The organism is Pseudomonas sp. GM18, from assembly GCF_000282195.1.
Classification (GTDB): domain Bacteria; phylum Pseudomonadota; class Gammaproteobacteria; order Pseudomonadales; family Pseudomonadaceae; genus Aquipseudomonas.
Genome location: NZ_AKJT01000052.1, coordinates 1 through 21,849, shown reverse-complemented (window position 1 = coordinate 21,849; position 21,849 = coordinate 1). Strand labels below are relative to the sequence as shown.

The 21,849-nt window shown below is 58.7% G+C and carries 16 protein-coding genes; 8 read left to right on the top strand and 8 right to left on the bottom strand.

The window, feature by feature from the left end:
• The 3 genes from PMI21_RS29885 to PMI21_RS12435 all read left to right on the top strand — a co-directional run.
• Window positions 1-238, top strand: a 238-nt coding sequence (locus PMI21_RS29885) for a hypothetical protein (RefSeq protein WP_238541220.1), incomplete at its 5' end; no start/stop codon positions are given.
• Window positions 225-1,850 carry a methyl-accepting chemotaxis protein gene (locus tag PMI21_RS12430; protein ID WP_007939103.1) on the top strand — a complete coding sequence of 542 codons (1,626 nt, stop codon included), beginning with the start codon at window positions 225-227 and terminating at the stop codon, window positions 1,848-1,850. The genes PMI21_RS29885 and PMI21_RS12430, both read left to right, overlap by 14 nt.
• A 40-nt stretch (window positions 1,851-1,890) precedes the next feature.
• The gene (locus PMI21_RS12435) at window positions 1,891-3,078 is read left to right on the top strand and encodes a pyridoxal phosphate-dependent aminotransferase (RefSeq protein WP_007939102.1); all 1,188 of its coding nucleotides are present in this window, start codon (window positions 1,891-1,893) and stop codon (window positions 3,076-3,078) included.
• Window positions 3,079-3,121: 43 nt separating this feature from the next.
• On the opposite strand, the gene PMI21_RS12440 is transcribed toward PMI21_RS12435, so the two are convergent.
• The 5 genes from PMI21_RS12440 to PMI21_RS12460 all read right to left on the bottom strand — a co-directional run bounded on the left by PMI21_RS12440 (window position 3,122) and on the right by PMI21_RS12460 (window position 8,420).
• On the bottom strand, window positions 3,122-4,099 hold the full coding sequence (locus PMI21_RS12440) for a 2-hydroxyacid dehydrogenase (protein WP_033064039.1): 978 nt from the start codon (window positions 4,097-4,099) through the stop codon (window positions 3,122-3,124).
• 21 nt (window positions 4,100-4,120) lie between these two features.
• Window positions 4,121-5,419 carry an MFS transporter gene (locus PMI21_RS12445; protein WP_007939099.1) on the bottom strand — a complete coding sequence of 433 codons (1,299 nt, stop codon included), beginning with the start codon at window positions 5,417-5,419 and terminating at the stop codon, window positions 4,121-4,123.
• A gap of 118 nt (window positions 5,420-5,537) precedes the next feature.
• Window positions 5,538-6,524, bottom strand: coding sequence for a sugar kinase (locus PMI21_RS12450; RefSeq protein ID WP_007939096.1), 987 nt, complete (start codon window positions 6,522-6,524; stop codon window positions 5,538-5,540).
• Complete coding sequence (locus PMI21_RS12455) at window positions 6,517-7,299, bottom strand: sugar phosphate isomerase/epimerase family protein (protein ID WP_007939093.1); 783 nt, start codon at window positions 7,297-7,299, stop codon at window positions 6,517-6,519. The genes PMI21_RS12450 and PMI21_RS12455 overlap by 8 nt, the downstream gene beginning before the upstream one ends.
• A gap of 95 nt (window positions 7,300-7,394) precedes the next feature.
• On the bottom strand, window positions 7,395-8,420 hold the full coding sequence (locus PMI21_RS12460; protein WP_007939091.1) for a LacI family DNA-binding transcriptional regulator: 1,026 nt from the start codon (window positions 8,418-8,420) through the stop codon (window positions 7,395-7,397).
• A gap of 239 nt (window positions 8,421-8,659) precedes the next feature.
• Here PMI21_RS12460 and PMI21_RS28965 point away from each other — a divergent pair, with 239 nt between their 5' ends.
• The 3 genes from PMI21_RS28965 (at window position 8,660) to PMI21_RS12470 (ending at window position 14,360) form a co-directional block, all read left to right on the top strand.
• On the top strand, window positions 8,660-9,499 hold the full coding sequence (locus PMI21_RS28965; protein ID WP_007939089.1) for a hypothetical protein: 840 nt from the start codon (window positions 8,660-8,662) through the stop codon (window positions 9,497-9,499).
• 147 nt (window positions 9,500-9,646) lie between these two features.
• Window positions 9,647-11,614: a hypothetical protein gene (locus tag PMI21_RS12465; protein ID WP_007939087.1), complete on the top strand. Its 1,968-nt coding sequence runs from the start codon at window positions 9,647-9,649 to the stop codon at window positions 11,612-11,614.
• A 199-nt stretch (window positions 11,615-11,813) separates the two neighbouring features.
• Window positions 11,814-14,360 (top strand): autotransporter outer membrane beta-barrel domain-containing protein, encoded by a 2,547-nt coding sequence (locus PMI21_RS12470; RefSeq protein WP_007939085.1) that lies wholly within the window; start codon window positions 11,814-11,816, stop codon window positions 14,358-14,360.
• Between the two features lie 69 nt (window positions 14,361-14,429).
• Here the strand turns inward: PMI21_RS12470 and PMI21_RS12475 are convergent, their stop codons facing one another.
• The 3 genes from PMI21_RS12475 to PMI21_RS12485 form a co-directional block, all read right to left on the bottom strand.
• Window positions 14,430-15,071, bottom strand: a complete 642-nt coding sequence (locus PMI21_RS12475) for a DUF1345 domain-containing protein (protein ID WP_007939083.1) — start codon at window positions 15,069-15,071, stop codon at window positions 14,430-14,432.
• Between the two features lie 133 nt (window positions 15,072-15,204).
• The gene (locus tag PMI21_RS12480) at window positions 15,205-18,303 is read right to left on the bottom strand and encodes an efflux RND transporter permease subunit (RefSeq protein WP_007939080.1); all 3,099 of its coding nucleotides are present in this window, start codon (window positions 18,301-18,303) and stop codon (window positions 15,205-15,207) included.
• A gap of 14 nt (window positions 18,304-18,317) precedes the next feature.
• Window positions 18,318-19,475 (bottom strand): efflux RND transporter periplasmic adaptor subunit, encoded by a 1,158-nt coding sequence (locus PMI21_RS12485; RefSeq protein ID WP_007939077.1) that lies wholly within the window; start codon window positions 19,473-19,475, stop codon window positions 18,318-18,320.
• Between the two features lie 221 nt (window positions 19,476-19,696).
• Between PMI21_RS12485 and PMI21_RS12490 the strand changes: the two genes are divergently transcribed.
• Complete coding sequence (locus PMI21_RS12490) at window positions 19,697-20,398, top strand: response regulator transcription factor (protein ID WP_007939075.1); 702 nt, start codon at window positions 19,697-19,699, stop codon at window positions 20,396-20,398.
• Window positions 20,399-20,402: 4 nt separating this feature from the next.
• The gene (locus PMI21_RS12495) at window positions 20,403-21,704 is read left to right on the top strand and encodes an ATP-binding protein (RefSeq protein WP_007939073.1); all 1,302 of its coding nucleotides are present in this window, start codon (window positions 20,403-20,405) and stop codon (window positions 21,702-21,704) included.
• The last annotated feature ends 145 nt before the right edge of the window (window positions 21,705-21,849 follow it).

Below are 21,849 nucleotides of genomic sequence, written 5' to 3'. Positions count from 1 at the left end.
ACGGCTTCGCCGCCGAACGCAGCCTCGCAGGCTCGGCAGCTGCTACACGCTTGAAAAATATTTCTCCAACCCCCTGCAAAAATCCTCAACCCCAGCCGATATAGCGAATAGGCGCACACAAACCAATGACAACAGTGGCGCCAAGCTGAAAGGCGCGCGCCATCGCCCGCCCGCCAGTGATCACCGCAAGGATGCTCGCCGCTTCAATTACCGAGATCATCCTTATGTCACTGCGTAATCTGAACATCGCGCCTCGAGCTTTCCTCGGTTTCGCCTTCATCGCCTTGCTGGTCATCGTGCTGGGTGTGTTTGCCGTGAACCGCATGTCGGTCATCCGCCAGGCTTCTATTGATATGGAAGCCACGCAGTTACCCAGCATCGGGTTTCTGGGCAACGTGACGGAAAACGTTTTGCGGCTGCGGATTCTCTCGTTCCGCGTGCTGGTTAACCGTGATCCGGCGGCGTTGCAGGAAGCCCAGACACGCGTCGGCGCGCTCGTCGACAAGGTGCGCAGCGCCCAAGCCAGTTATGCCGCCTTGCCGGCCGGCCCTGAAGAAGCCGCACTGTACAAAACCTTCTCGGCAACCCTCGACAACTACATGCAGGCCCAGAGCCAGATGCTGGAGCTGTCGCAGCAGAACAAACTGGATGAGATGCGCACCCTGATCAACACGCGGATCAAGGAAGGCACCGATCAGATGGGCGAGCAACTGAACAAACTGGTGGCGATCAACGCAGCCGATGCCAAAGCCGCGTCGGCGAAAGCGGGCGAGCACTACAGCGAAGCCTTTACCGGCATCGTCGTGGTCGCGGTGATGGCTGCCCTGATGACCGTGCTGCTGGCCTGGCTGCTGACCCGCAGCATCCTCACGCCGCTGAACCGCGCGGTGCTGGCGGCTGAAACCATTGCCGGCGGCAACCTGAGCAAGGTCATCGAAGTCGACGGCAACGATGAACCGGCGCGTTTGCTCGGTGCCTTGGCCACCATGCAGACGAACCTGCGCAAGACCATCGAACAGATCGCCGGCTCCGCGACGCAACTGGGCGCCGCCGCCGAAGAACTCAGCACCGTGACGCAAGAAGCATCCCGTGGCCTGCAACAGCAAAACAACGAGATCGAACAGGCGGCCACCGCCGTCAACGAAATGACCGCCGCCGTGGAAGAAGTGGCGCGCAACGCGGTATCGACGTCCGAAGCCTCGAATCAGTCGACCGTGGCCGCCCGTGAAGGTCGTGACCGGGTGGTGGAAACCGTCGACGCGATCCAGACCATGACCCACGACGTGCAAAACACCGCGTTGATGATCGAGGGGCTGGCCACTCAGGGCCGCGACATCGGCAAAGTGCTGGACGTAATCCGCGCCATTGCCGAACAGACCAACCTGCTGGCCCTCAACGCCGCCATCGAAGCGGCCCGTGCCGGGGAGGCCGGGCGGGGCTTTGCGGTGGTGGCGGACGAGGTCCGGGCGCTGGCCCATCGCACCGCGCAATCGACCCAGGAAATCGAGAAAATGGTGGCCGGCATTCAGAACGGCACCGGTGAAGCGGTTTCGTCGATGCAACAAAGCAATCAACGCACCCAAAGCACCCTGGAAATGGCCCGTGCAGCGGGTGTCGCCCTGGAACAGATCACTTCATCGATTCAGCTGATCAACGAACGCAACCTGGTGATCGCCAGCGCCTCGGAAGAACAGGCTCAGGTGTCCCGTGAAGTCGACCGCAACCTGGTAAACATCCGCGACCTGGCCACCCAGTCGGCCGCCGGTGCCAACCAGACCAGCGCCGCCACTCATGAACTGTCACGACTGGCGGTAGATTTGAACGCAATGGTGGCGCGTTTCGTGATTTGAGATAGGGTTGAAACTGGAACTCGCGCGTTAGGAGAAGTACATGCGCTATTCAGCCTTGACCCAACGAATCGACGGTGATGGAGCGGCAGCCTGGAAGATTCACGATCGAGCGCTGGAATTGCGCGAGCAGGGCGTCGACGTGCTGTTGCTGTCGGTCGGTGACCCGGATTTTGACACGCCGCTGCCGATCGTCCACGCGGCCATCGACAGCCTGCTGGCCGGCGACACCCATTATTCGGATGTACGCGGCAGCCGCACGCTGCGTAGCAGCATCGCCAGCCGTCATCAGCAGCGTAGCGGCCAGGAGGTGGACGCCGATCATGTGATTGTGCTGCCCGGCGCGCAGTGCGCGGTGTATTCGGTTGCCCAGTGCCTGCTCGACCCGGGTGACGAAGTGATCATCGCCGAACCGATGTACGTCACCTATGAGGGTGTGTTCGGCGCTTGCGGTGCGAACGTGGTGCCGGTGGCGGTGCGCCCGGAGAACGGCTTTCGGGTCGAGCCGGCGGATGTCGCGGCGCTGATCACCGCTAAAACCCGGGTCATTCTGCTCAACAGTCCGAACAATCCTTCTGGCGCCAGCCTGTCCTTGAGCATCTGGCAACAGCTGGCGGCGCTGTGTGTGCAGCATGACCTCTGGCTGATCAGCGATGAGGTCTACAGCGACCTGTTGTATGAGGGCGAGCACATCAGCCCGGCCAGCCTGCCGGGCATGGCCGAGCGCACCGCCACCCTTAACAGCTTGTCCAAATCCCATGCCATGACTGGCTGGCGGGTGGGCTGGATGATCGGCCCGAAACCACTGGCCGATCACGTGATGCATCTGTCGTTGTGCATGCTGTTCGGCATTCCGGATTTCGTCCAGAAAGCCGCGCAAGCGGCACTCGATGAGGACTTGCCGGAAGTGGCGTTGATGCGCGAGGAATATCGCCAACGTCGCGATCTGGTATGCGCGAGGTTGAGCGGTTGCCCCGGTATCCGGCCGATCAAACCCGATGGCGGGATGTTCGTGATGCTCGATGTGCGCCAGACCGGGCTCGGTGCCCAGGATTTCGCCGAGCGGCTGCTGGAAGGTTACGGCGTATCGGTACTGGCCGGCGAAGCCTTCGGGCCGAGTGCGGCGGGGCATATTCGTATCGGGTTGGTGGTGGATCAGGTGAAGCTGGCGGAGGCGTGTCGGCGGATTGCCTTGTGTGCGGTGGATTTGCTGCAGGAGCGGCGGGCCTGATCGAGCCTGATCGTTCCCACGCGGAGCGTGGGAACGAGCACCCTTAACCCTTCCATGCTCGCCCATTCACTAGATTCACCGGCCGCTCACCCGCCAACGCTGCCAACAGATTATCCACCGCACACTTGGCCATGGCCTCCCGTGTCTCATGGGTCGCCGAACCGATATGCGGCGTCGCCACCACATTGTTCAACTGCAACAGCGGCGAGTCATGGCGCAGCGGTTCGCGCTCGAACACATCCAGCCCGGCAGCGCGAATCCGGTTCTGCTGCAACGCCTGGATCAACGCCGCCTCGTCCACCACCTTGCCCCGTGAAATATTGATAAAGATGCTTTGTGGGCGCATCAAGGCGAACTCCCTGGTGCCGATCAGCTTTTCGGTTTCGGCGGTCAGCGGCAAGGTCAGGCAAATGAAATCGGCCTGCTGCAACAACTCCGGCAGGCTGCGGTATTGCGCATTGAAGCGTTGCTCCACCGCCGGTTTCGGCGAATGGCTGTGATACAGAACCGGCATGCCAAAACCGAAATGCCCACGCTGCGCCAGCGCTTCGCCAATCCGACCCATGCCAATGATGCCCAGCGTCTTGCCGTGCACATCGCTGCCGAAATGCGCCGGGCCGATGTTGCGGTTCCACTGGCCGGCGCGAACCATGGTCGCCAGTTCCACCACGCGCCGCGCGGTGGCCAGGATCAGCGCGAAACCGGTGTCGGCGGTGGTCTCGGTCAACACATCGGGGGTGTTGCTGAGCAGGATCCGCCGTTCGGTCAGGTAGTCGATGTCGTAGTTGTCGACGCCGACGGAGACGCTGGCAATCGCTTCCAGGTTCGGCGCAAGGTCCAGCAACCTGGCATCCAGTTTCAGACTGGCGCCAAGCAACCCTTGGGCGCGGGGCAGGGCCTGGCGCAGCTTGGCCAGGCCCTCGGCGTCGAGGCTGTCGATCAACGTCACCTCGGTCTGCTCATGCAAACGAGCCATCAGCAGCGGCGAGAGTTTCTTGTACAGCACCACCTGTTTTTTCATCGTCGTCATATCAACATCCATTCAGGAATGAGCCGCCATCGGCCGCGCCGTCGCAGCCTTGGCCACGACCCGGTCACTGGCGCCGGGCTTGAGGAAAATCGTCAGCACCACCGACACCAGCAACGCGCCGCTCATCAACAGATAAGACGCACCGGGCGATCCGGTGGAGCTGTTCAGGTAACCCACCAGATACGAGCCGCCAAACGAGCCGAGCGCGCCCATGCTGTTGATCAATGCCATGGCGCCACCAGCGACGTTGGCCGGAAGGATTTCCGGAACGATGGCGAAGAACGGCCCGTACGGGGCGTACATGCAGGCACCGGCAATCACCAGCAGGGTGTAGGACCGCCAGAAATGTTCCGCGCCCAGCGCATAGGAGCCGTAGAACGCGATCGAAGCGATCAGCAGCGGCGGCCAGACGAAGCGTTTGCGCTTTTGCAGTTTGTCCGAGCCCCAGGACACCAGCAGCATGCCGATCACTGCCGCCAGGTAGGGCAACGCCGACAGCCAGCCGGCTTCGATCATGTCCATTTGTGCGCCGGCCTTGAGGATCGACGGCAGCCACAGCACGAAACCGTAGACGCCGATGCTCCAGCAGAAGAACTGCAAGGCGAGGATGATTACTTTTGGCGAACGGAAGGCTTCGGCGTAGTTTTTCACCGCTTTAATACCGACCTGTTCGGCGGCCAGGGCGTTTTCCAGATCCTGCTTTTCCTGGTCGTTGAGCCACTTGGCCTGAGCCGGACGGTCATCGGCCAGACGCCACCAGATAAACGCCCACAGCACCGCCGGCAAGCCTTCGATGATGAACATCCAGCGCCAGCTGAAATGCTGGATCAGGTAGCCCGAGACCACCGACATCCAGAGCATGGTCACCGGGTTGCCGAGGATCAGGAAGGTGTTGGCGCGTGAGCGTTCGGCACGGGTGAACCAATGGCACAGGTACACCAGCATCGCCGGCATCACCGCGGCTTCGACCACCCCGAGCATGAAACGAATGACGATCAGCCAGTAGGCGTTGGAGACGATCCCGGTCAAGGTCGCCAGGGCGCCCCAGAGAATCAGGCTGACGAAAATCAGTTTCTTCACGCTGTGCTTCTGGGCGTAGATCGCGCCCGGGATCTGGAAGAAGAAATAGCCGAGGAAGAACAGTGCGCCGAGCAGGGAAGACAACCCCGGGGTGATCATCAGGTCCTTGGCCATCCCGGAAGCGGCGGCGAACCCGTAGTTGGCGCGGTCCAGATACGCCAGGCTGTAGGTGATGAACACGATGGGCATGATGTACCACCAGCGGCGGGTGGCCAGTGTTGCGGTTTTCATAGCGATGCTCCTGAGCTTGTTGTTTTTGTCGCAGCAGGTAACGGTTGTGGTATCTCGTTCCCACGCTCTGCGTGGGCATGCCTCTAGGGACGCTCCGCGTCCTCTGTGACGCGGAGCGTCACGGGCTGCATTCCCACGCAGGAGCGTGGGAACGATCAGTGTCAGCGGTCTCAAATTCGGCGAGCATTTCGGCTCGGGTGGGCAACCCCTCCATATCCCCCCGGCTCTGCACCGCTCGGCTGCCGATCCAGTTGGCACGCTGCACGGCATGGGTAACGCTGCGGTTTTCCAGCAGGGCGCTGATCAGGCCGACGGCAAACCCGTCACCGGCACCGACCGTATCGACCACTGTTGCCACGGGTATGCCTGCAACGAAACCTTCATCCTGATGCGTGCGGTAATACGCGCCGTGCGGGCCAAGCTTGATCGCCACGGCTTCGGCGCCCTGGTCGAGGTAAAACGCCGCGATATCGGCGGGGTCGTCGAAACCGGTCAGTAACCGTCCTTCGCTCAACCCCGGCAGCACCCAATGGGCAAGGGCGGCGAGGCGGTTGATCTCGGTGATCATCTGCTGTTCGCCGCCCCACAGGCTCGGGCGCAGGTTGGGGTCGAAAGACACGCTGCGCCCGGCATCGCGCATGCGGGTCATCAATTCGAAAGACATTTCCCGAGTCGATGCCGACAGCGCCGGGGGAATCCCGGTGGCGTGCAAGTGCCGGGCCTCGAGCAACTGCGGCGCAATCGACTGCATCGACAAATGACTGGCCGCCGAGCCACGACGGAAATACTCGACCAGCGGATCGCTGCCGTCATCGGTGCGGGACTTGAGTTGAAAACCGGTGGGGTGCGCCGGGTCGATGTCGACGTGGCTGCAGTCCAGGCCTTCTTTCTCCAGCGTATCGATGACGAACCTGCCGAGCGAGTCAGCGCCCACCCGGCTCAGCCAGGCGACGTTGAATCCCAGTCGCGACAGGCCAATGGCGACGTTGCTGTCGGCCCCGGCAATGCGCTTGTGGAAGTGGCCGACATCGGCCAGTTCGCCGTTCTGCTCGGCAACGAACATCGCCATGGTTTCGCCGAACGACAGAATATCGATCTCAGACATGCGCAGGCTCCAGGCGGGATTGGCCGAGGCGGGCGAGGGTGGCGACGTGCTCGGTGGTCAGTTGCACCAGGTCATCGCCCTGCAGCGGATATTCCGCCGCGCGCATCACGTTCAGGGGCATGTACCGCAGCAATTGTTGCCACAGATGCAAGTCACTGACTGCCGGTGGCACCGCCACCAGTTTGCCGTCAGCCCGGCGCGCCACCGATTTGCAGTGCACGTAGCCGACGTGTCGACCGAGCAGCCGCGCGGCGCTGGTGGCGGATTGGTCCTGCCATTGCCAGTTGCCGATGTCGAAGGTCATTTTGATCGGCAGGTTGTGCTGCTCGACATCGGCGAAGAAGCGCTGGAATGGTTCGATACGGCCGCCGTGCAAGGTCTGGTCGTTTTCCACCAGCAATTGCACCGGGCTCTGTTGCAACGTAAGCGCCAGTGTCTGCAGATCGTTGTTGTCGGTGAAATAACCCAGGGAAACTTTCAGCCATTTAGCGCCGAATGCCTCGGCGCGCTTCAGGGTCGGGAGCATTTCCGGGTTGGGCGTCGAGTGCCCGGCCAGCCACAACTCCAGCGGTGAGGAATACACGCTTTCCAGACCCCGGGATTGCGTGGCGTTGGCCAATTGCTCAGGGTCTTCCAGGGTCAGCAGCTCTTCGCGCCATTCGATGTGCGTGGCACCGGCAGCGGCCAGTACCTCGACGAAACTGCCTTGGCCGCGTTGACGCACAAGCTCGGCGCCGTAGCTGGACAGGCTGATGGAAACGGGTGGTTTGTTCATTGTTATAACCTCTGAAACCGGTTTCATTTTTGTTCAAAAAAAATGTCTTGCTTGGGGGATACGTTGTTCTTCCGGCCGCGAAGAGGCCTGAACAGTCACCGAAAATGCCCAAGAGTCGACCCCCGAATGATCAACCGCGCCGGAAAATCCAGAGTCCGCACCGGCCCGTCATCCCCACGCAAACGCTTGAGCAAACACTCAAACGCACTCGCGCCAATGTCCTCGGTCGGCTGGGCGAGGGCGGTAATCCCGCTGCCCACCAGCGGATACCAATCCAGATCATCCAGAGCAATCAGCCCGACATCCTCGAACAGGTTGCACTTCAACTCACGCAACGCATGGGTACTGGCCAACGCCGCAATACCGTTGGCGCAGAACAGCGCTTTTGGCCCGGCGCCGGGAGTGTTCAGGAAGGTTTTGAGCTGCGAGGTCAATTCGCTGCCAGTCTCAACTACCACGCCCGTTAAAGCAGGGCGTTGCTGTATCAGCGCCTTGAAACTGCTGACCCGCTCGATCCGCGAACTGGTGCCGTCAAACGGCTCCGTCACCATCAGCACATCGCGATAACCGCGTTGTTCAAGGTGGGCCACGGCGATCTCGACGGCGGCGGGATTGTCCAGCCCCACCAGATCGCTATCGAACAGCTCGACCTTGCGATCCACCAGCACCATGGGCATTTCCCTCTGCAATTCACGCAACTCATCCACGTGATGGCCGAGGGTATTCACGATCAAGCCTTCGATGTTGTACGAGCGCAGCAACGCCAGGTGCTGACGCTCCTGCTCATCATCGCGACCGGTGTTGCACACCACCAGGCTGTAGCCGTGCCGACGGCAGGCGGTTTCCACGCCATGCATCACGGCAATCGAATAAGGGTTACGGATATCGGCTACCAACATGCCGATCAGGCGGGTGCGTCCGCGTTTCAGGCCGCGGGCCATCTGGTTCGGGCGGTAGCCCAGTTCGGCAATGGCCTGCTCGATGCGCAGGGCAATGGCATCGGAGAGCAGGGCGCGGTCATCGCCGATGAAGCGCGAGACGCTGGCTTTGGAGACGCCGGCGCGTTCGGCGACGTCGAGCATGGTGACGCGGCTGCGTTGGGCGGCGGAGAAGTCGTTCACGGCTGAGTCTTCTTATTCTATGAAACCGGTTTCAGGAAACACCAATTTCTTTGGTGCCGTCAAGTGAAGGTTCGTTCGGCAGCGGGGTGAAAAAACCTGTGTATCCGACAGACGGTCGCCAGACCTGTCAGATCTGACAGTAGGCAGAGTAGGAAATCGGACGTTTAATTCTCTTAACGAGTGGCTTCTTGCGTTAATCGATTCTCCTCTCGAAAGTTCGATGATGAGGTATGGAATACATGTCATTGCCCACCAATAAAAACACATCTTCCATTGGCGCCTTAACGTCAACAGGAGGTGGTGTTCTGGCAGAAGTCATCAAGGTGGATGGCGTCGACCCAGGTGATATAGACGGACATATTCCTCTTTCACAACTGCAGAACGGGACGACTGCCAGAGTCCCAAGATGGCCGAACTACTCAGTAAATCCAGACAATCCAGATCGTCTTAAGGTGTTTTTTGAACAGGATGGGGTTAAGACCACCATTCACGATCAGCCATACACGCCTATAAATTTGATTGAAATTTTAATTCCGCTAAGCGTTGCATTATTGAGCCAGGATGGTGTGGCATGGTTGTCGTACATAGTTAATGATTCGGACTCCAATCCTGACATTGCACCCCCAAGAAAGTTAACCATCGATCATACGCAGTTGCCTGTTCGAAAACTGCCTGAAGCGAAATTTCTCAATGCCACTCTCTGGGGATATTGGAATTGCCTGACTCGTCCCGTACTCAGCGGCGGGGGGTGGATACATATTTTGCCTCAGTTAATCGGCAGGCCGGGTGATCGATGCGTGCTGGAGTGGCGGGGATATCGCAGTTTGAATGGTGTTAATGAAGTTCAAGAAGCTTACGGTAGTTTTTCGAAAGATTTGAGCGCAGAGGATAACTCCAAGGGGTTCGATATGTTGATTCCTTTTCCGAAGCATATAAAGTCATTGGAAAAGAATGCCTCGGCAGTTGTGATATATCGTTTCTATAGAACTGGAAGGCTGGTCGCGGAGTCCGAGCCTGCACTGGTCAAGATTGATCGTGCTCTTCCCGGTGAATCGCTGCCCTGTTATTACGATGCTTGAATGTTTCTGGATGAAGTTGGGTTGATGGGGCTTGTCGATTAAACGCAAAGCTTGTTCGGTCGCAGTCGATGATCCGAAAGGTTTTTAGTTGTTTTGGCAGGTGTTCGTAAAAAGCAGTTTGTCTGTTTTTATCATGGAGCGTGTGAAATGACTATTGAAGAAAAAATTCCTGCTGGTGCAAGAACTGCAAATATTGGTGGAGGAATACTTTCTGAACCACCCGTGGTTAAAAATCTGGCCGTGAATGGTCGCATTAAAAAGCCTGATGATGACAGGGGGTATGTTGAAGTCGAACTTGATGGTTTGACGAATGAGGCGGGTGGCGGTAGTGCAACGCTCGAATTGGTCTTGCCCGATGGGACTACAAAACCACTGGATTCAAAAAATCTAGCAGGCGCCAACGTACCTTTAATGTTTCGCGTGAATAAAGTAGACATCCCTGAGCTGACTACGCCTGAAGCTCCAACTGAATATTCTGTTCAGTTCAAGGTTTTCGATGGCGATGGCAACGAAGACCACTCTACAGCGCCGACTCCGTTGCTAGCCAGGTATCGTGGGCCTTACGCTACGAAGACTCCTTCAAGTAGAGGGGTTGTTCCACCTGTTACCTATGTGAATGCGCCGGCCAGTGGAGTTCTTGATGGGGTTTGGTTCAACGCGAACCCGGCCGGTCTGCGTTGCAAGGTGGCTATCACTTATGCTTTTCGACATGCCGATGATACTCATGATTTTTATTTGAACTCGAGAGCTTTACCCTCGACATCGCAAACCCCTATTTTTACGGGGAAGCTGGATGCGAATGGCGAGTTTGTTGTTAGCGTCGCCGATTTACGCGCCTTGGGTAACACGACACTTTATCAGGTAAATCGTATTGTTGATGTCGCTGGGTACATGAGTGTCGACTCTACGCCCAAGAAAGATCTTGAGGTCCGTCAACCGCCCGCAGTGGTGTTTTTCCCTCTCACAGTTCCTGCTACGGGAGCGGACGGAAATACTACGTTGACGCTTAAGCATTTCAACCCCGTTCCAACGAACGTGAAGATCATCTTGCAGCAGCCAACCAATGGTGCTGTGGGCGCGATGATTGAAGTTAAACTTGAAAATGAAGTGGTCGGCAGCAAGGCATTGCTTACATCGGGTGGCCTGGAATTTGAATTGACATACGATGCCTATGCAGCCGCTTACGGTACAACAATAGGAGAGTTGGCCGCGAAACTGACTTACACCTACAAAAATGGAACGGCGCCAATCCAGGATTCAAACCAGATAACTACGGTATATATGAACGCCGAGTATCCGCCGATTGGTTTGCTGCCGCCGCCGGATCTAAAAAGTGAAAACCTGCCGCCGGTCGAGGTTACTGGCGACACTAAAACCCTAAATCATCTTGTACCGGGTGATTTTGGCAAACCAGTTACGTTCACCTTCAAAATGTGGGAAATGGATGTTGGTGATCCTCTCACCCGAACTGCAACAGTGGGTTTTTACTACAATAAAGAGTTTATGGGGGATGCGACAATCGAGCCGGCTGACACTGAGGTTTCTATCTCGGTAGATTTCGCAAAAGTTGCTGCTCATGGTACCGGTATCAAGCCGGCTTACTGCGATATCCGCTATCTGGATGTTGACGCTACCGTCGTACAAAAAATACCGACCGATGTTAACTTTGAAGCAAATGAAGTTAAGCTTCTTGAACATGTCGCAAGAACCTTCAATACTGATCGCGTCGTCAGCTGCCCAAGTTTTGATCTTGTCACGGGCGAGCGTCTATGGCGAGTGGCAGTGCCGCAAGGACAAAGCTCCTTGCCAGCGGGTCAATCAATAACTATTCATGCTGATGGCTATGAAGACATTGCGATGACCACTCCCATTGGTGTTCCGCACGCGGAGACAAAAACAGTTAGTGCTACGGCGCAAACCATCTTTGATGTGAACTTTACATATATCAAGACACTGCAAGGGCCTATCGTGCCTCCACCTGGCACACCTGATTATAACTACATGAAAGTATGGTATGAAACTACTATTGCGGGAACGGTCTACAAATCACCGGAAGTGCTCCACAGGGTTAACGTACGCAACACCAGCAGCCTGTTCTGCGATGGCACCGCATAGTCCATGACGAAATGACCGTACCTGGCTCACAAGGAGACTAAGTGAGTCAGGTTGCGGTTGTTCTTACGAGTCATGAGGGAATATCCGACTGTGAAAGAGACTTTTCCTACATATAGGGGTGGGATCGGTCTGTAGTCTCCCGGCGCTCAAATCGCGCTTCACCCGATATTGCCGACAACTCAATGTAAGAGTCCCCCATATGTCCAAGTCCTCTACGTGTTCAAAAAAAATCGTCAAAGGTTGCGCATTATCGGCGCTCTCATCGTTAATGTTTCTCGGCGCATCTGCGCATGGCGGTATCGTTCCTGTGGGCGGGACCCATACCATTGACAACTCCCTGCCCCCGGAGGATTGGACGCTGAACGCGGGTTCTACGCTCATCTCCAACGGCGCCCAGGCGCTGATCATCGACGCTGAAAGTGCAATATTCAATGCCACTGGTGGAGGCGCACAGCGCCTTAATGGCAGGCTCAATTCAACGTTCAATGTCACGAACGCGTCAATTGATCGTATTGGTGGAGGCTTTGCCATCATGCTGAGCGATAGCACAGCAAACCTGACGAACAGCACGGTGACCAGTGACGATATCGGCCTGCAACTCATCAGGAATAATGCAGGGCAAATTGGTTCTACCGCCACGTTGACGAACAACAGCTCTGTCACGGCGTTAAATGGTGGCGCTCTTTTGACCGGTTTCAGTCGACTGAACGTTTTGAATTCATCGATAGAAGCCACTGATGTAACCAGTTACGGCGTTCGATTGAGTCACGCCGATCTTAATGCGACTGGCAGTACCATTGTTGGAGGGCTGAACGGGTTGCAGGTCGGGCGAGAAATAGTTGATCTCGCCAGAACATCCACGGTGACGCTGGATGGTTCAACCCTCGAAGGAAAATCCGGTTCGGCCATTGTTGTGGGTTTTCAGGATCGTGCGGGAATCACGGCAAACATAGATGTACTCAACGGCTCCCGACTGATCGGAGCCAATGGCACGATGCTCGAAGTCAACGATGGTGCCGCGGTCAATTTCAAAGCGGATCGGAGCGACTTGGCGGGCAATATTATCGTTGAGTCCGGCAGCACAGCGAGGATCACATTGCAAAACGCCTCGACGCTGAATGGCAATTTACAGAACGTGACCCAAACCAGGCTTGATACACGCAGCACCTTGAACGGTAATGTACAAGCGGTCGCGGGAACGGCGGCCACGGTCAGCCTGGACAACGGCTCGGCCATTAACGGCAACATCGACAACGTCGTCAGCCTGTCGTTGAACAACTCAAGCATGCTGACTGGCAACGTCAACAGTGATACCAATGGCAGCGTACTGTTGGACAATGCCTCGGTGCTGACCGGTCAAATCAACAACTCCGCCAATCTGAATATCAATAACTCAGCGCAATGGGTAATGACTGGCGATAGCTCCGTGCAACGTCTGGCGTTGAATAACGGCGTGGTTCGCATGGGCACAAACGAGCAGTTCCAGCAACTGAATGTGGTCGACCTTTCCGGTAAAGGCACCTTTGTGATGGGCGCCGACCTGGGCAATGGCAACACTGATTTCCTAAACGTCACTGGCAACGCCAGCGGACAATATCAACTGAAAATCTCCGCCACCGGTACCACGCCGGTCTCTGCCGAGCGGGTGCAGGTCGGTAACATCGCATCCGGTGACGCGAGCTTCTCGTTGGGTAGTCGCGACACCGTGGACGCCGGCACATTTGTCTACAGGCTAACGAAGGAAGGTCAGGGCTTGTACCTGAATCCGGACAAAGAAACGGTCAGTACCTCAAGCAATACCGCTTTGGCGCTGGCCGGCAGCGCACGCAGTGTGTTGAATGCCGAAATGAACATGCTCAATTATCAGATAGGTGATCGCGGGCTCAGTGTCCGGCCCGAGGCTTCGATGCGGGCGGCCAGCGATAGCGACACCACAAAGCTGAGCAACAGCGTGTGGGTTCGCACTTACGGCAATCAATACAGCGTCGATAACGCCTATGGCGATGGCTATACGCAAAACCAGACCGGCATCACCGGCGGCGCCGATACGTTGGTGGATCTTGGCGGTCGCTCGTGGGTATTGGGCGGGTTCGTCGGGTCTAGCCATACCAAAATGGATCTCGAATACGGTTCCAGTGCGACTGTCGAGAGCGTGAACGCCGGTGTTTACGGCAGCACGTTCGATGTTGAAAGCGGCGTGTTCGTCAATGTCATGGCCAAGATCAACCAGTTCGACAACAAGGCCAAAGTCACTATGAGTGATGGCACTCGGGCCAAGGGTGATTACAAGGCCTTGGGCGCCAGCGGTTCGGTGGCGGTGGGCAAACATATTCGCCTCAAGGACAACTATTTCGTCGAACCCCAGGTGCGGGTTTCGACCGGCGTGACTCAAAGTGACAGTTATCGTTTGGACAATGGCCTTGAAGTTAAAGCCGACACCATGCGTTCTTTGCAGGGCAATGTGGGCGTCAGAGGCGGACGTGTGATCAGCCTCGAAAATGGCGGTCTGCTGGAGGCAAGTCTGTCGACGGGTGTTAACCACGAGTTTGTGAAAACCAACGAGGTCAAAATCAACGACGACAGTTTCGATGATGACCGCGCCAGTAGCTCAGTTGAGTACGGCGCAGGTGTGAAGTGGACACCGGCTCAACGCAACTGGCAGGTTTCCGGTCAGGTCGGTGGCAGTAAAGGCAACACTGTCAGTCAGGATTGGAGCGGTAGTTTGAGAGTGAGCTATTTCTTCTGATGAACGTTGCTTCAATGACATGACCTATAAAGATGCCCCAAAACTGTCGGGGCATTTTTTTTGCGGCCATCAGCCAAACAGACCCGCTGCGATATTGATTGAAAACCCGAGAATCGCCGTGTTGAACACAAACCCGATCAACGATTGCGCCAGCACGATCTTGCGCAATTCCCGCGTGGCCACGCCGACATCCGCCGTCTGCACCGCCACACCGATGGTGAACGAGAAGTACAGGAAGTCCCAATAATTGGGGGTTGTCAGCCCTTCGGCAAATCGCAGCGCAGGTTCCTTGCCTTCCCAGGTGTAATACAACCGGGCGTAATGCACGCTGAAGATCACCCCGATCAACAGCCACGAGCCGATCACGGTCAACCCGGTGAAGCCGTAGTGCAACAGCCGATGATAAGTGTCCAGATCCTTGCTGCCCACTAATTGGAGGGTGATGGCGGCGAGGCTGGCCAGTGCAGCCATGCTCACGGTGAACAGCACCAGCCCGGCATTTTCGTCCTCGACTTCGGCAATGCGTTTCACGTCGTCGGCTTTGGAGCGCATGGTCAGCCAGAGGATCAGGGCCAGATAAGTCCAGACCCCGGCATTCCAGCCGATGAGGATTTTGCCGAGGATCGAATCGGCTGGCGCCAGAATGCCCACCGCGATGCCGAATGCGGTCGCGGCGGACAGGCGAGGGTGGGTGCGGGCGAGGAGGGGCATGGAGGCTCACTTTGATGGTGCGTCCCAGCACCATAGCGCACGCGACGCTGCTTTTGTAGGAGCTGCCGCAGGCTGCGATCTTTAAAGATCAAGATCAAAAGATCGCAGCCTTCGGCAGCTCCTTGGGGTGGAATCAATGGTGTTGGTTGGATTTGCGCACCAGCTTCATCACCACCACAAAAAACACCGGCACAAACACCACCGCCAGCGTCGCCGTGATCATCCCGCCAATCACCCCGGTGCCGATGGCTTGCTGGCTCGCCGAACTGGCCCCGGTGGCAATCGCCAGCGGCACCACGCCGAGGATGAACGCCAGCGACGTCATGACAATCGGCCGCAGTCGCAGGCGCGCGGCCTGCAAGGTTGCGTCGACCAGATCGTGGCCTTCGTCATAAAGGCTCTTGGCGAATTCGATGATCAGGATTGCGTTCTTCGCCGACAGGCCGATGATGGTGATCAGCCCGACCTTGAAGAACACATCGTTGGGCATCCCGCGCAGCGTCACGGCCAGTACCGCACCGAGCACACCGAGCGGCACCACCAGCAACACCGACGTTGGAATCGACCAGCTCTCGTACAGCGCCGCCAGGCACAGGAACACGATCAGCAGCGACAGCCCGAGCAGAATCGGCGCCTGACTGCCAGACAAACGCTCCTGCAGCGACAACCCGGTCCACTCCTGCCCCAACCCGGCCGGGCCTTGCGCCACCAGCCGTTCGATTTCCGCCATCGCTTCACCGGTGCTGTGCCCGGGCGAAGGCTCGCCGGAAATGCTGATGGCCGGGTAGCCGTTGTATCGGGTCAACTGCGCCGGGCCCTGGGTCCAGTTGGCGCGGACGAAGGCCGACAGCGGCACCATTTTTCCAGCGTTGTTGCGCACGTGAATCTTCAGCAGATCGGCGACCTGGCTGCGTTGATCGCCTTCGGCCTGGACCACCACCCGTTGCATCCGCCCCTGGTTGGGGAAGTCGTTGATGTAGGCCGAACCTACGGCGGTGGACAGTACGTTGCCGATGTCGGCAAAGGAGATGCCCAAGGCGTTGGCTTGCTTGCGGTCCACGATCAGTTGCACCTGTGGCGCTTCGGCCAGGGCGCTTTCGCGGACGTTCATCAGGATCGGGCTTTTTTCGGCGGCAGCCAGCAACTGGCTGCGCGCTTGCATCAGGGTGGCATGGCCGAGGCCGCCGCGATCCTGAAGGCGGAACTCGAAACCGCTGGAAGTGCCGAGGCCATCGACTGGCGGCGGCAACACTGCGAAGGCCGCGGCGTCCTTGATCTGACTGAGGGCCGCGTTGGCCCGGTCGGCGATCGAACTTGCCGAATCGTCGCTGCCCCGATCCGACCAATCCTTGAGCGTAGTGAACGCCAGCGCCGCGTTCTGCCCGCTACCGGAAAAACTGAAACCGAGAATCACCGTGCTGTCGCCGACACCCGGTTCGGTGGCGTTGTGTGCTTCGATCTGCTCGACCACATTTATCGTGCGATTCTTGCTCGCACCGGGTGGCAGTTGAATATCGGTGATGGTGTAACCCTGGTCTTCAACCGGCAGGAACGAGGAGGGCAGGCGACTGAAACACAGCCCCAGCCCGATCAGCAATACGCCGTAGATCAGCAGATAACGGCCTGTACGTTTCAGCGCATAGGCGACCCAGCCTTGATAACGCTCGGTCATACGCTCGAATCCACGGTTGAACCAGCCGAAGAAGCCGCCCTTGGCGTGATGTTCGCCCTTGGCAATCGGCTTGAGCAGCGTTGCACACAACGCCGGGGTCAAGGTCAGGGCGAGGAACGCCGAGAACAGGATCGACGTGGCCATGGACAGCGAGAACTGTTGGTAAATCACCCCGACCGAGCCCTGCATGAATGCCATCGGAATGAACACCGCCACCAGCACCAGAGTGATGCCGATGATCGCGCCGGTGATCTGCTTCATCGCCTTGCGGGTCGCGTCCTTGGGCGACAGGCCCTCGGTGGCCATGATTCGCTCGACGTTCTCCACCACCACAATCGCGTCGTCCACCAGAATGCCGATGGCCAGCACCATGCCGAACATGGTCAACACGTTGATCGAGAAACCCAGCACGAGCATGGTCGCAAACGTGCCCATCAACGCCACCGGAACTACCAGCGTCGGGATCAGCGTGTAGCGGATGTTCTGCAGGAACAGGAACATCACCGCAAACACCAGCACCATCGCTTCGCCGAGGGTATAGACCACTTTGGTGATCGAGACTTTGACGAAGGGCGAGGTGTCGTATGGGATCTTGTATTCGACACCGGCCGGGAAATAGCGCGCCAGTTCGTCCATTTTCGCCCGCACCAGCGTTGCGGTGCTCAGGGCATTGGCGCCCGGCGACAGTTGCACGCTGACGGCAGTGGACGGTTTGCCGTTCAGGCGTGTGGAGAACTGATATTCCTGGCTGCCGATTTCGACCCGCGCCACATCACGGATGCGCACGGTGGAGCCGTCAGGATTGGCCTTGAGCACGATGTCGGCGAATTCTTCAGGCGTCGACAGCTGGCCTTTGACCAGAACGGTCGCGGTGATTTCCTGAGTGGTGCGGGTCGGCAAGTCGCCGATGCTGCCCGCGGAAACCTGAGCATTTTGAGCCACGATGGCGGCGTTGACATCCGCCGGGGTCAGGTTAAAGCCGATCAGCTTCTGCGGATCGATCCAGATTCGCATCGCCCGTTCGGCGCCGTATAACTGGGCCTTGCCGACGCCATCCAGACGCTTGATCTCGTTCATCACGTTGCGCGCCAGGTAATCGCTGAGCGCCACGTCATCGAGCTTGCCGTCGCTGGAGGTGAGGGTGATCAGCAACAGGAAACCGGCGGAGACTTTCTCCACCTGCAAACCTTGCTGGGTGACTGCCTGAGGCAGGCGCGACTCAACCGCTTTGAGGCGGTTTTGCACATCGACCTGGGCCATTTCCGGATTGGTGCCCGGCTGGAAGGTCGCGGTGATGGTGGCGCTGCCGAGGCTGCTCTGGGATTCGAAATACAGCAGATGGTCGGCGCCGTTGAGTTCTCCCTCGATCAGGCTGACCACGCTTTGGTCCACGGTCTGCGCCGAAGCGCCGGGGTAGGTGGCGTAGATTTCGACTTTCGGCGGCGCAACGTTCGGGTATTGCGCCACCGGTAACTGCCCAATGGCCAACGCACCAGCCAGCAGGATGAACAAGGCAACTACCCAGGCGAATACCGGGCGGTCGATAAAGAACTGCGGCATAAAAAGCGTCCTGCTTACTGACCAGAAACCTGGGCAAGTGGAAGAGGGGTGTTGTCGATCTGGACTTTTTCACCGGGGCGCGCGTGTTGCAGGCCTTCAGTGACGATGCGGTCGCCGGGCTTGAGGCCGCGGGTGACGATCCAGCGATCGTTCTGCACTGCGCCCAGCTCTACCGGTTGCTGGCCGACCCGCTGCTCGGCGTCGAGCAACAGCACTTGGGCGACACCGGCGCTGTCACGCTGAATGGCCCGTTGCGGCACGCTGATGCCTTGCTGATTGAACGCTTGCTCCAGACGTACGCGTACGAAGCTGCCCGGCAGCAGGTCGAGGTCCGGGTTGGGGAACTCGCTACGCAGGATGACCTGGCCAGTGCCCGGGTCGACGGTGATGTCGGTGAACAGCAGCTTGCCGGGCAACGGATACAGGCTGCCGTCGTCCTGGATCAGCGTGGCTTTGGCCTGACCTTGGCCCACTTCCTTTAACTGGCCAGAGCGGAAGGCCCGGCGCAGGTCGTTGAGTTCACGGGTCGATTGCGTCAGGTCGGCGTGGATCGGGTTCAACTGCTGAATCAGCGCCAGCGGCGTGGTTTCGTTCTGGCCCACCAGCGCGCCTTCAGTCACCAGCGCTCGGCCGATGCGCCCGGAAATCGGCGCGGTGACGGTGGCGTAACCCAGGTTCAGTTTCGCCCGCTCCACCGCGGCTTTATTGGCGGCGACATCGGCGGCAGTCTGCCGCGCATTGGCGCGGGCGTTGTCGTAATCCTGTGCGCTGATGGCGTTGCCCTCGATCAACTGGGCGTAACGCTGCTCTTGCAGCCTGGCCTGGAACGCGTTGGCCTCGGCCTTGCGCAGCGCGGCTTCGGCGCTGTCCAGGTCGGCCTTGAATGGCGCCGGGTCGATACGGAACAGAACGTCGCCTTTTTTCACGTCGCTGCCTTCGCGGAAGACCCGCTGCAACACCACGCCGGCGACCCGGGCGCGCACTTCGGCAATGCGCGGCGCGGCAATCCGCCCGCTCAGTTCGCTGCTGATCGACAGCGGTCGGGCTTCGATGGTTTCGATGCGCACTGTGGCCAGCGATGCTTGTTCTTCGGCGGTCGAAGACTGGTCACAAGCACTCAGTGTCAACGCCAGGGCAATCAGGCTGAGTGTGGCAAGCAGGTTCTTTGACATGGAAATACCCCAATAATGACTACCCGCATCCTACGGGGAGTCGACGAGGGTAGCGGTGAAGCTTTGTAGGTGCTGTGTGAAATTGTGTAAGGGTTTTGCTCGCGTGTGCGTGAGGGCGTATATCCTTCGCAGCTTGAAACTTTTTGCGACGGTTATGCAGCCATCGCGGGCTTGCCCGCGATGAGGTCCACCAGTCGCCACAGTACTTTCTGGAAACACCCATGCCCAACATCCTCCTGGTCGAAGACGACACCGCACTCTCGGAACTGATTGCCAGCTACCTGGAACGCAACGGTTATTCCGTCAGCGTAATCAGCCGCGGCGATCATGTTCGTGAACGCGCGCGGGTCAGTCCGCCGGACCTGGTGATTCTCGATCTGATGCTGCCGGGGCTCGACGGCTTGCAGGTCTGTCGCTTGCTGAGAGCCGATTCGGCGACGTTGCCGATCCTGATGCTCACCGCTCGTGACGACAGCCACGATCAAGTGCTGGGCCTGGAAATGGGTGCCGACGACTACGTCACCAAACCCTGCGAGCCCCGTGTGTTGCTGGCCCGCGTACGCACGCTGTTGCGCCGTAGCAGCCTCAGCGAACCGCAGACCGCTAATGACCGCATCCTCATGGGCAACCTGTGCATCGACCTGTCCGAGCGCACCGTGACCTGGCGCGAGCAACTGGTCGAACTGTCCAGCGGCGAATACAACCTGCTGGTAGTGCTGGCCCGGCATGCTGGCGAGGTGCTGAGCCGCGACCAGATTCTGCAACGCCTGCGCGGTATCGAATTCAACGGCACCGACCGCTCGGTGGATGTGGCCATCTCCAAACTGCGGCGCAAGTTCGACGACCACGCCGGTGAGGCGCGAAAAATCAAGACCGTGTGGGGCAAGGGCTACCTGTTCAGCCGCTCCGAGTGGGAATGCTGAAACCATGTTCAGAATCCTGTTTCGTCTGTATCTGGTGACCATCGTCTCGTTCAGCGCGGCGATCTACCTGGTGCCGGACCTGGTGATCAAGGCCTTCCATGAGCGTTTTGTGACCTACAACCTTGATTATTCCCGAGGCTTGCAAACGCTGATCGTCAAACAGTTTCGTGCGGTGCCTGTCGAGCAGTGGCCGGCGATGGCGGCGGAGATGGACAAGGAGTTCCAGCCGCTGCACATCATTTTGGCCCGCAATGACGATGCCGAATTTACCCTGGATGAGCGTGAACGCTTGCAGCGCGGGGAAAATGTGGTGCGCATCGGCGACTGGGGCTGGCGCACCCTGGCGGTGACACCGTTGAACGAGCAGATGGTGGTGGAAATGGTCGTGCCGCCGGACCCCACGGATGTCAGTTGGTTGTACTGGAGCATCAACGTGCTGATCGGCGCGACGATGCTGGCCTGCCTGTTGCTGTGGCTGCGCCCGCACTGGCGTGACCTTGAGCGCCTCAAAAGTACCGCTGAACGCTTCGGCAAGGGCCACCTGAGCGAGCGCACGCAGATTTCTCCCAGCTCCAACATCGGCAGTCTGGCCAACGTGTTCGACACCATGGCCGGCGACATCGAAAACCTGCTCAACCAGCAGCGCGACTTGCTCAACGCCGTGTCCCACGAATTGCGCACGCCGTTGACGCGGCTGGATTTCGGCCTGGCCCTGGCGCTGTCCGACGACTTGCCGGCCACCAGTCGCGAGCGTCTGCAAGGCCTGGTCGCGCACATTCGCGAACTGGATGAGCTGGTGCTGGAGCTGCTGTCCTACAGCCGATTGCAAAACCCGGCGCGGCTGCCGGACCAGGTCGAGGTGTCGCTGGATGAATTCATCGACAGTATTTTGGGCAGCGTCGATGAAGAACTCGACTCGCCGGAAATCGTTATCGATGTGCTGCTGCATGGCCAGCTCGAACGCTTCTCGCTGGACCCGCGATTGACCGCGCGGGCGATCCAGAACCTGCTGCGCAACGCCATGCGCTATTGCGAAAAGCGGATTCAGATCGGTGTGCAGGTAGGCCCCAATGGCTGTGAAATCTGGGTGGACGACGACGGCATCGGCATTCCGGAGGAAGAGCGGGAGCGGATTTTCGAGCCGTTTTATCGGCTGGATCGCAGTCGGGATCGCGCCACGGGCGGGTTTGGCCTGGGGCTGGCAATCAGCCGCCGAGCGCTGGAAGCGCAGGACGGCACGCTCACCGCGCAAGCATCACCGCTGGGTGGGGCGCGGTTCAGGCTTTGGCTGCCGATGCCGGCCTGATGCTGGTCAACCGAGCCGAAACCCGACACCAGGACCGTAGCAGCTGCCGAGCCTGCGAGGCTGCGTTCGAGGACGAAGTCCTCGCAAACCCGGTAAACACGGTCGTCCTGAAAGAACCGGTTGTCTGATTTTACGACTGCTGCGC

Coding starts and splice junctions, on each gene's coding strand:
- PMI21_RS12430 (WP_007939103.1), top strand. CDS start 225: ATGTCACTGCGTAATCTGAACATCGCGCCTCGAGCTTTCCTCGGTTTC.
- PMI21_RS12435 (WP_007939102.1), top strand. CDS start 1,891: ATGCGCTATTCAGCCTTGACCCAACGAATCGACGGTGATGGAGCGGCA.
- PMI21_RS12440 (WP_033064039.1), bottom strand. CDS start 4,099: ATGAAAAAACAGGTGGTGCTGTACAAGAAACTCTCGCCGCTGCTGATG.
- PMI21_RS12445 (WP_007939099.1), bottom strand. CDS start 5,419: ATGAAAACCGCAACACTGGCCACCCGCCGCTGGTGGTACATCATGCCC.
- PMI21_RS12450 (WP_007939096.1), bottom strand. CDS start 6,524: ATGTCTGAGATCGATATTCTGTCGTTCGGCGAAACCATGGCGATGTTC.
- PMI21_RS12455 (WP_007939093.1), bottom strand. CDS start 7,299: ATGAACAAACCACCCGTTTCCATCAGCCTGTCCAGCTACGGCGCCGAG.
- PMI21_RS28965 (WP_007939089.1), top strand. CDS start 8,660: ATGTCATTGCCCACCAATAAAAACACATCTTCCATTGGCGCCTTAACG.
- PMI21_RS12465 (WP_007939087.1), top strand. CDS start 9,647: ATGACTATTGAAGAAAAAATTCCTGCTGGTGCAAGAACTGCAAATATT.
- PMI21_RS12470 (WP_007939085.1), top strand. CDS start 11,814: ATGTCCAAGTCCTCTACGTGTTCAAAAAAAATCGTCAAAGGTTGCGCA.
- PMI21_RS12475 (WP_007939083.1), bottom strand. CDS start 15,071: ATGCCCCTCCTCGCCCGCACCCACCCTCGCCTGTCCGCCGCGACCGCA.
- PMI21_RS12480 (WP_007939080.1), bottom strand. CDS start 18,303: ATGCCGCAGTTCTTTATCGACCGCCCGGTATTCGCCTGGGTAGTTGCC.
- PMI21_RS12485 (WP_007939077.1), bottom strand. CDS start 19,475: ATGTCAAAGAACCTGCTTGCCACACTCAGCCTGATTGCCCTGGCGTTG.
- PMI21_RS12490 (WP_007939075.1), top strand. CDS start 19,697: ATGCCCAACATCCTCCTGGTCGAAGACGACACCGCACTCTCGGAACTG.
- PMI21_RS12495 (WP_007939073.1), top strand. CDS start 20,403: ATGTTCAGAATCCTGTTTCGTCTGTATCTGGTGACCATCGTCTCGTTC.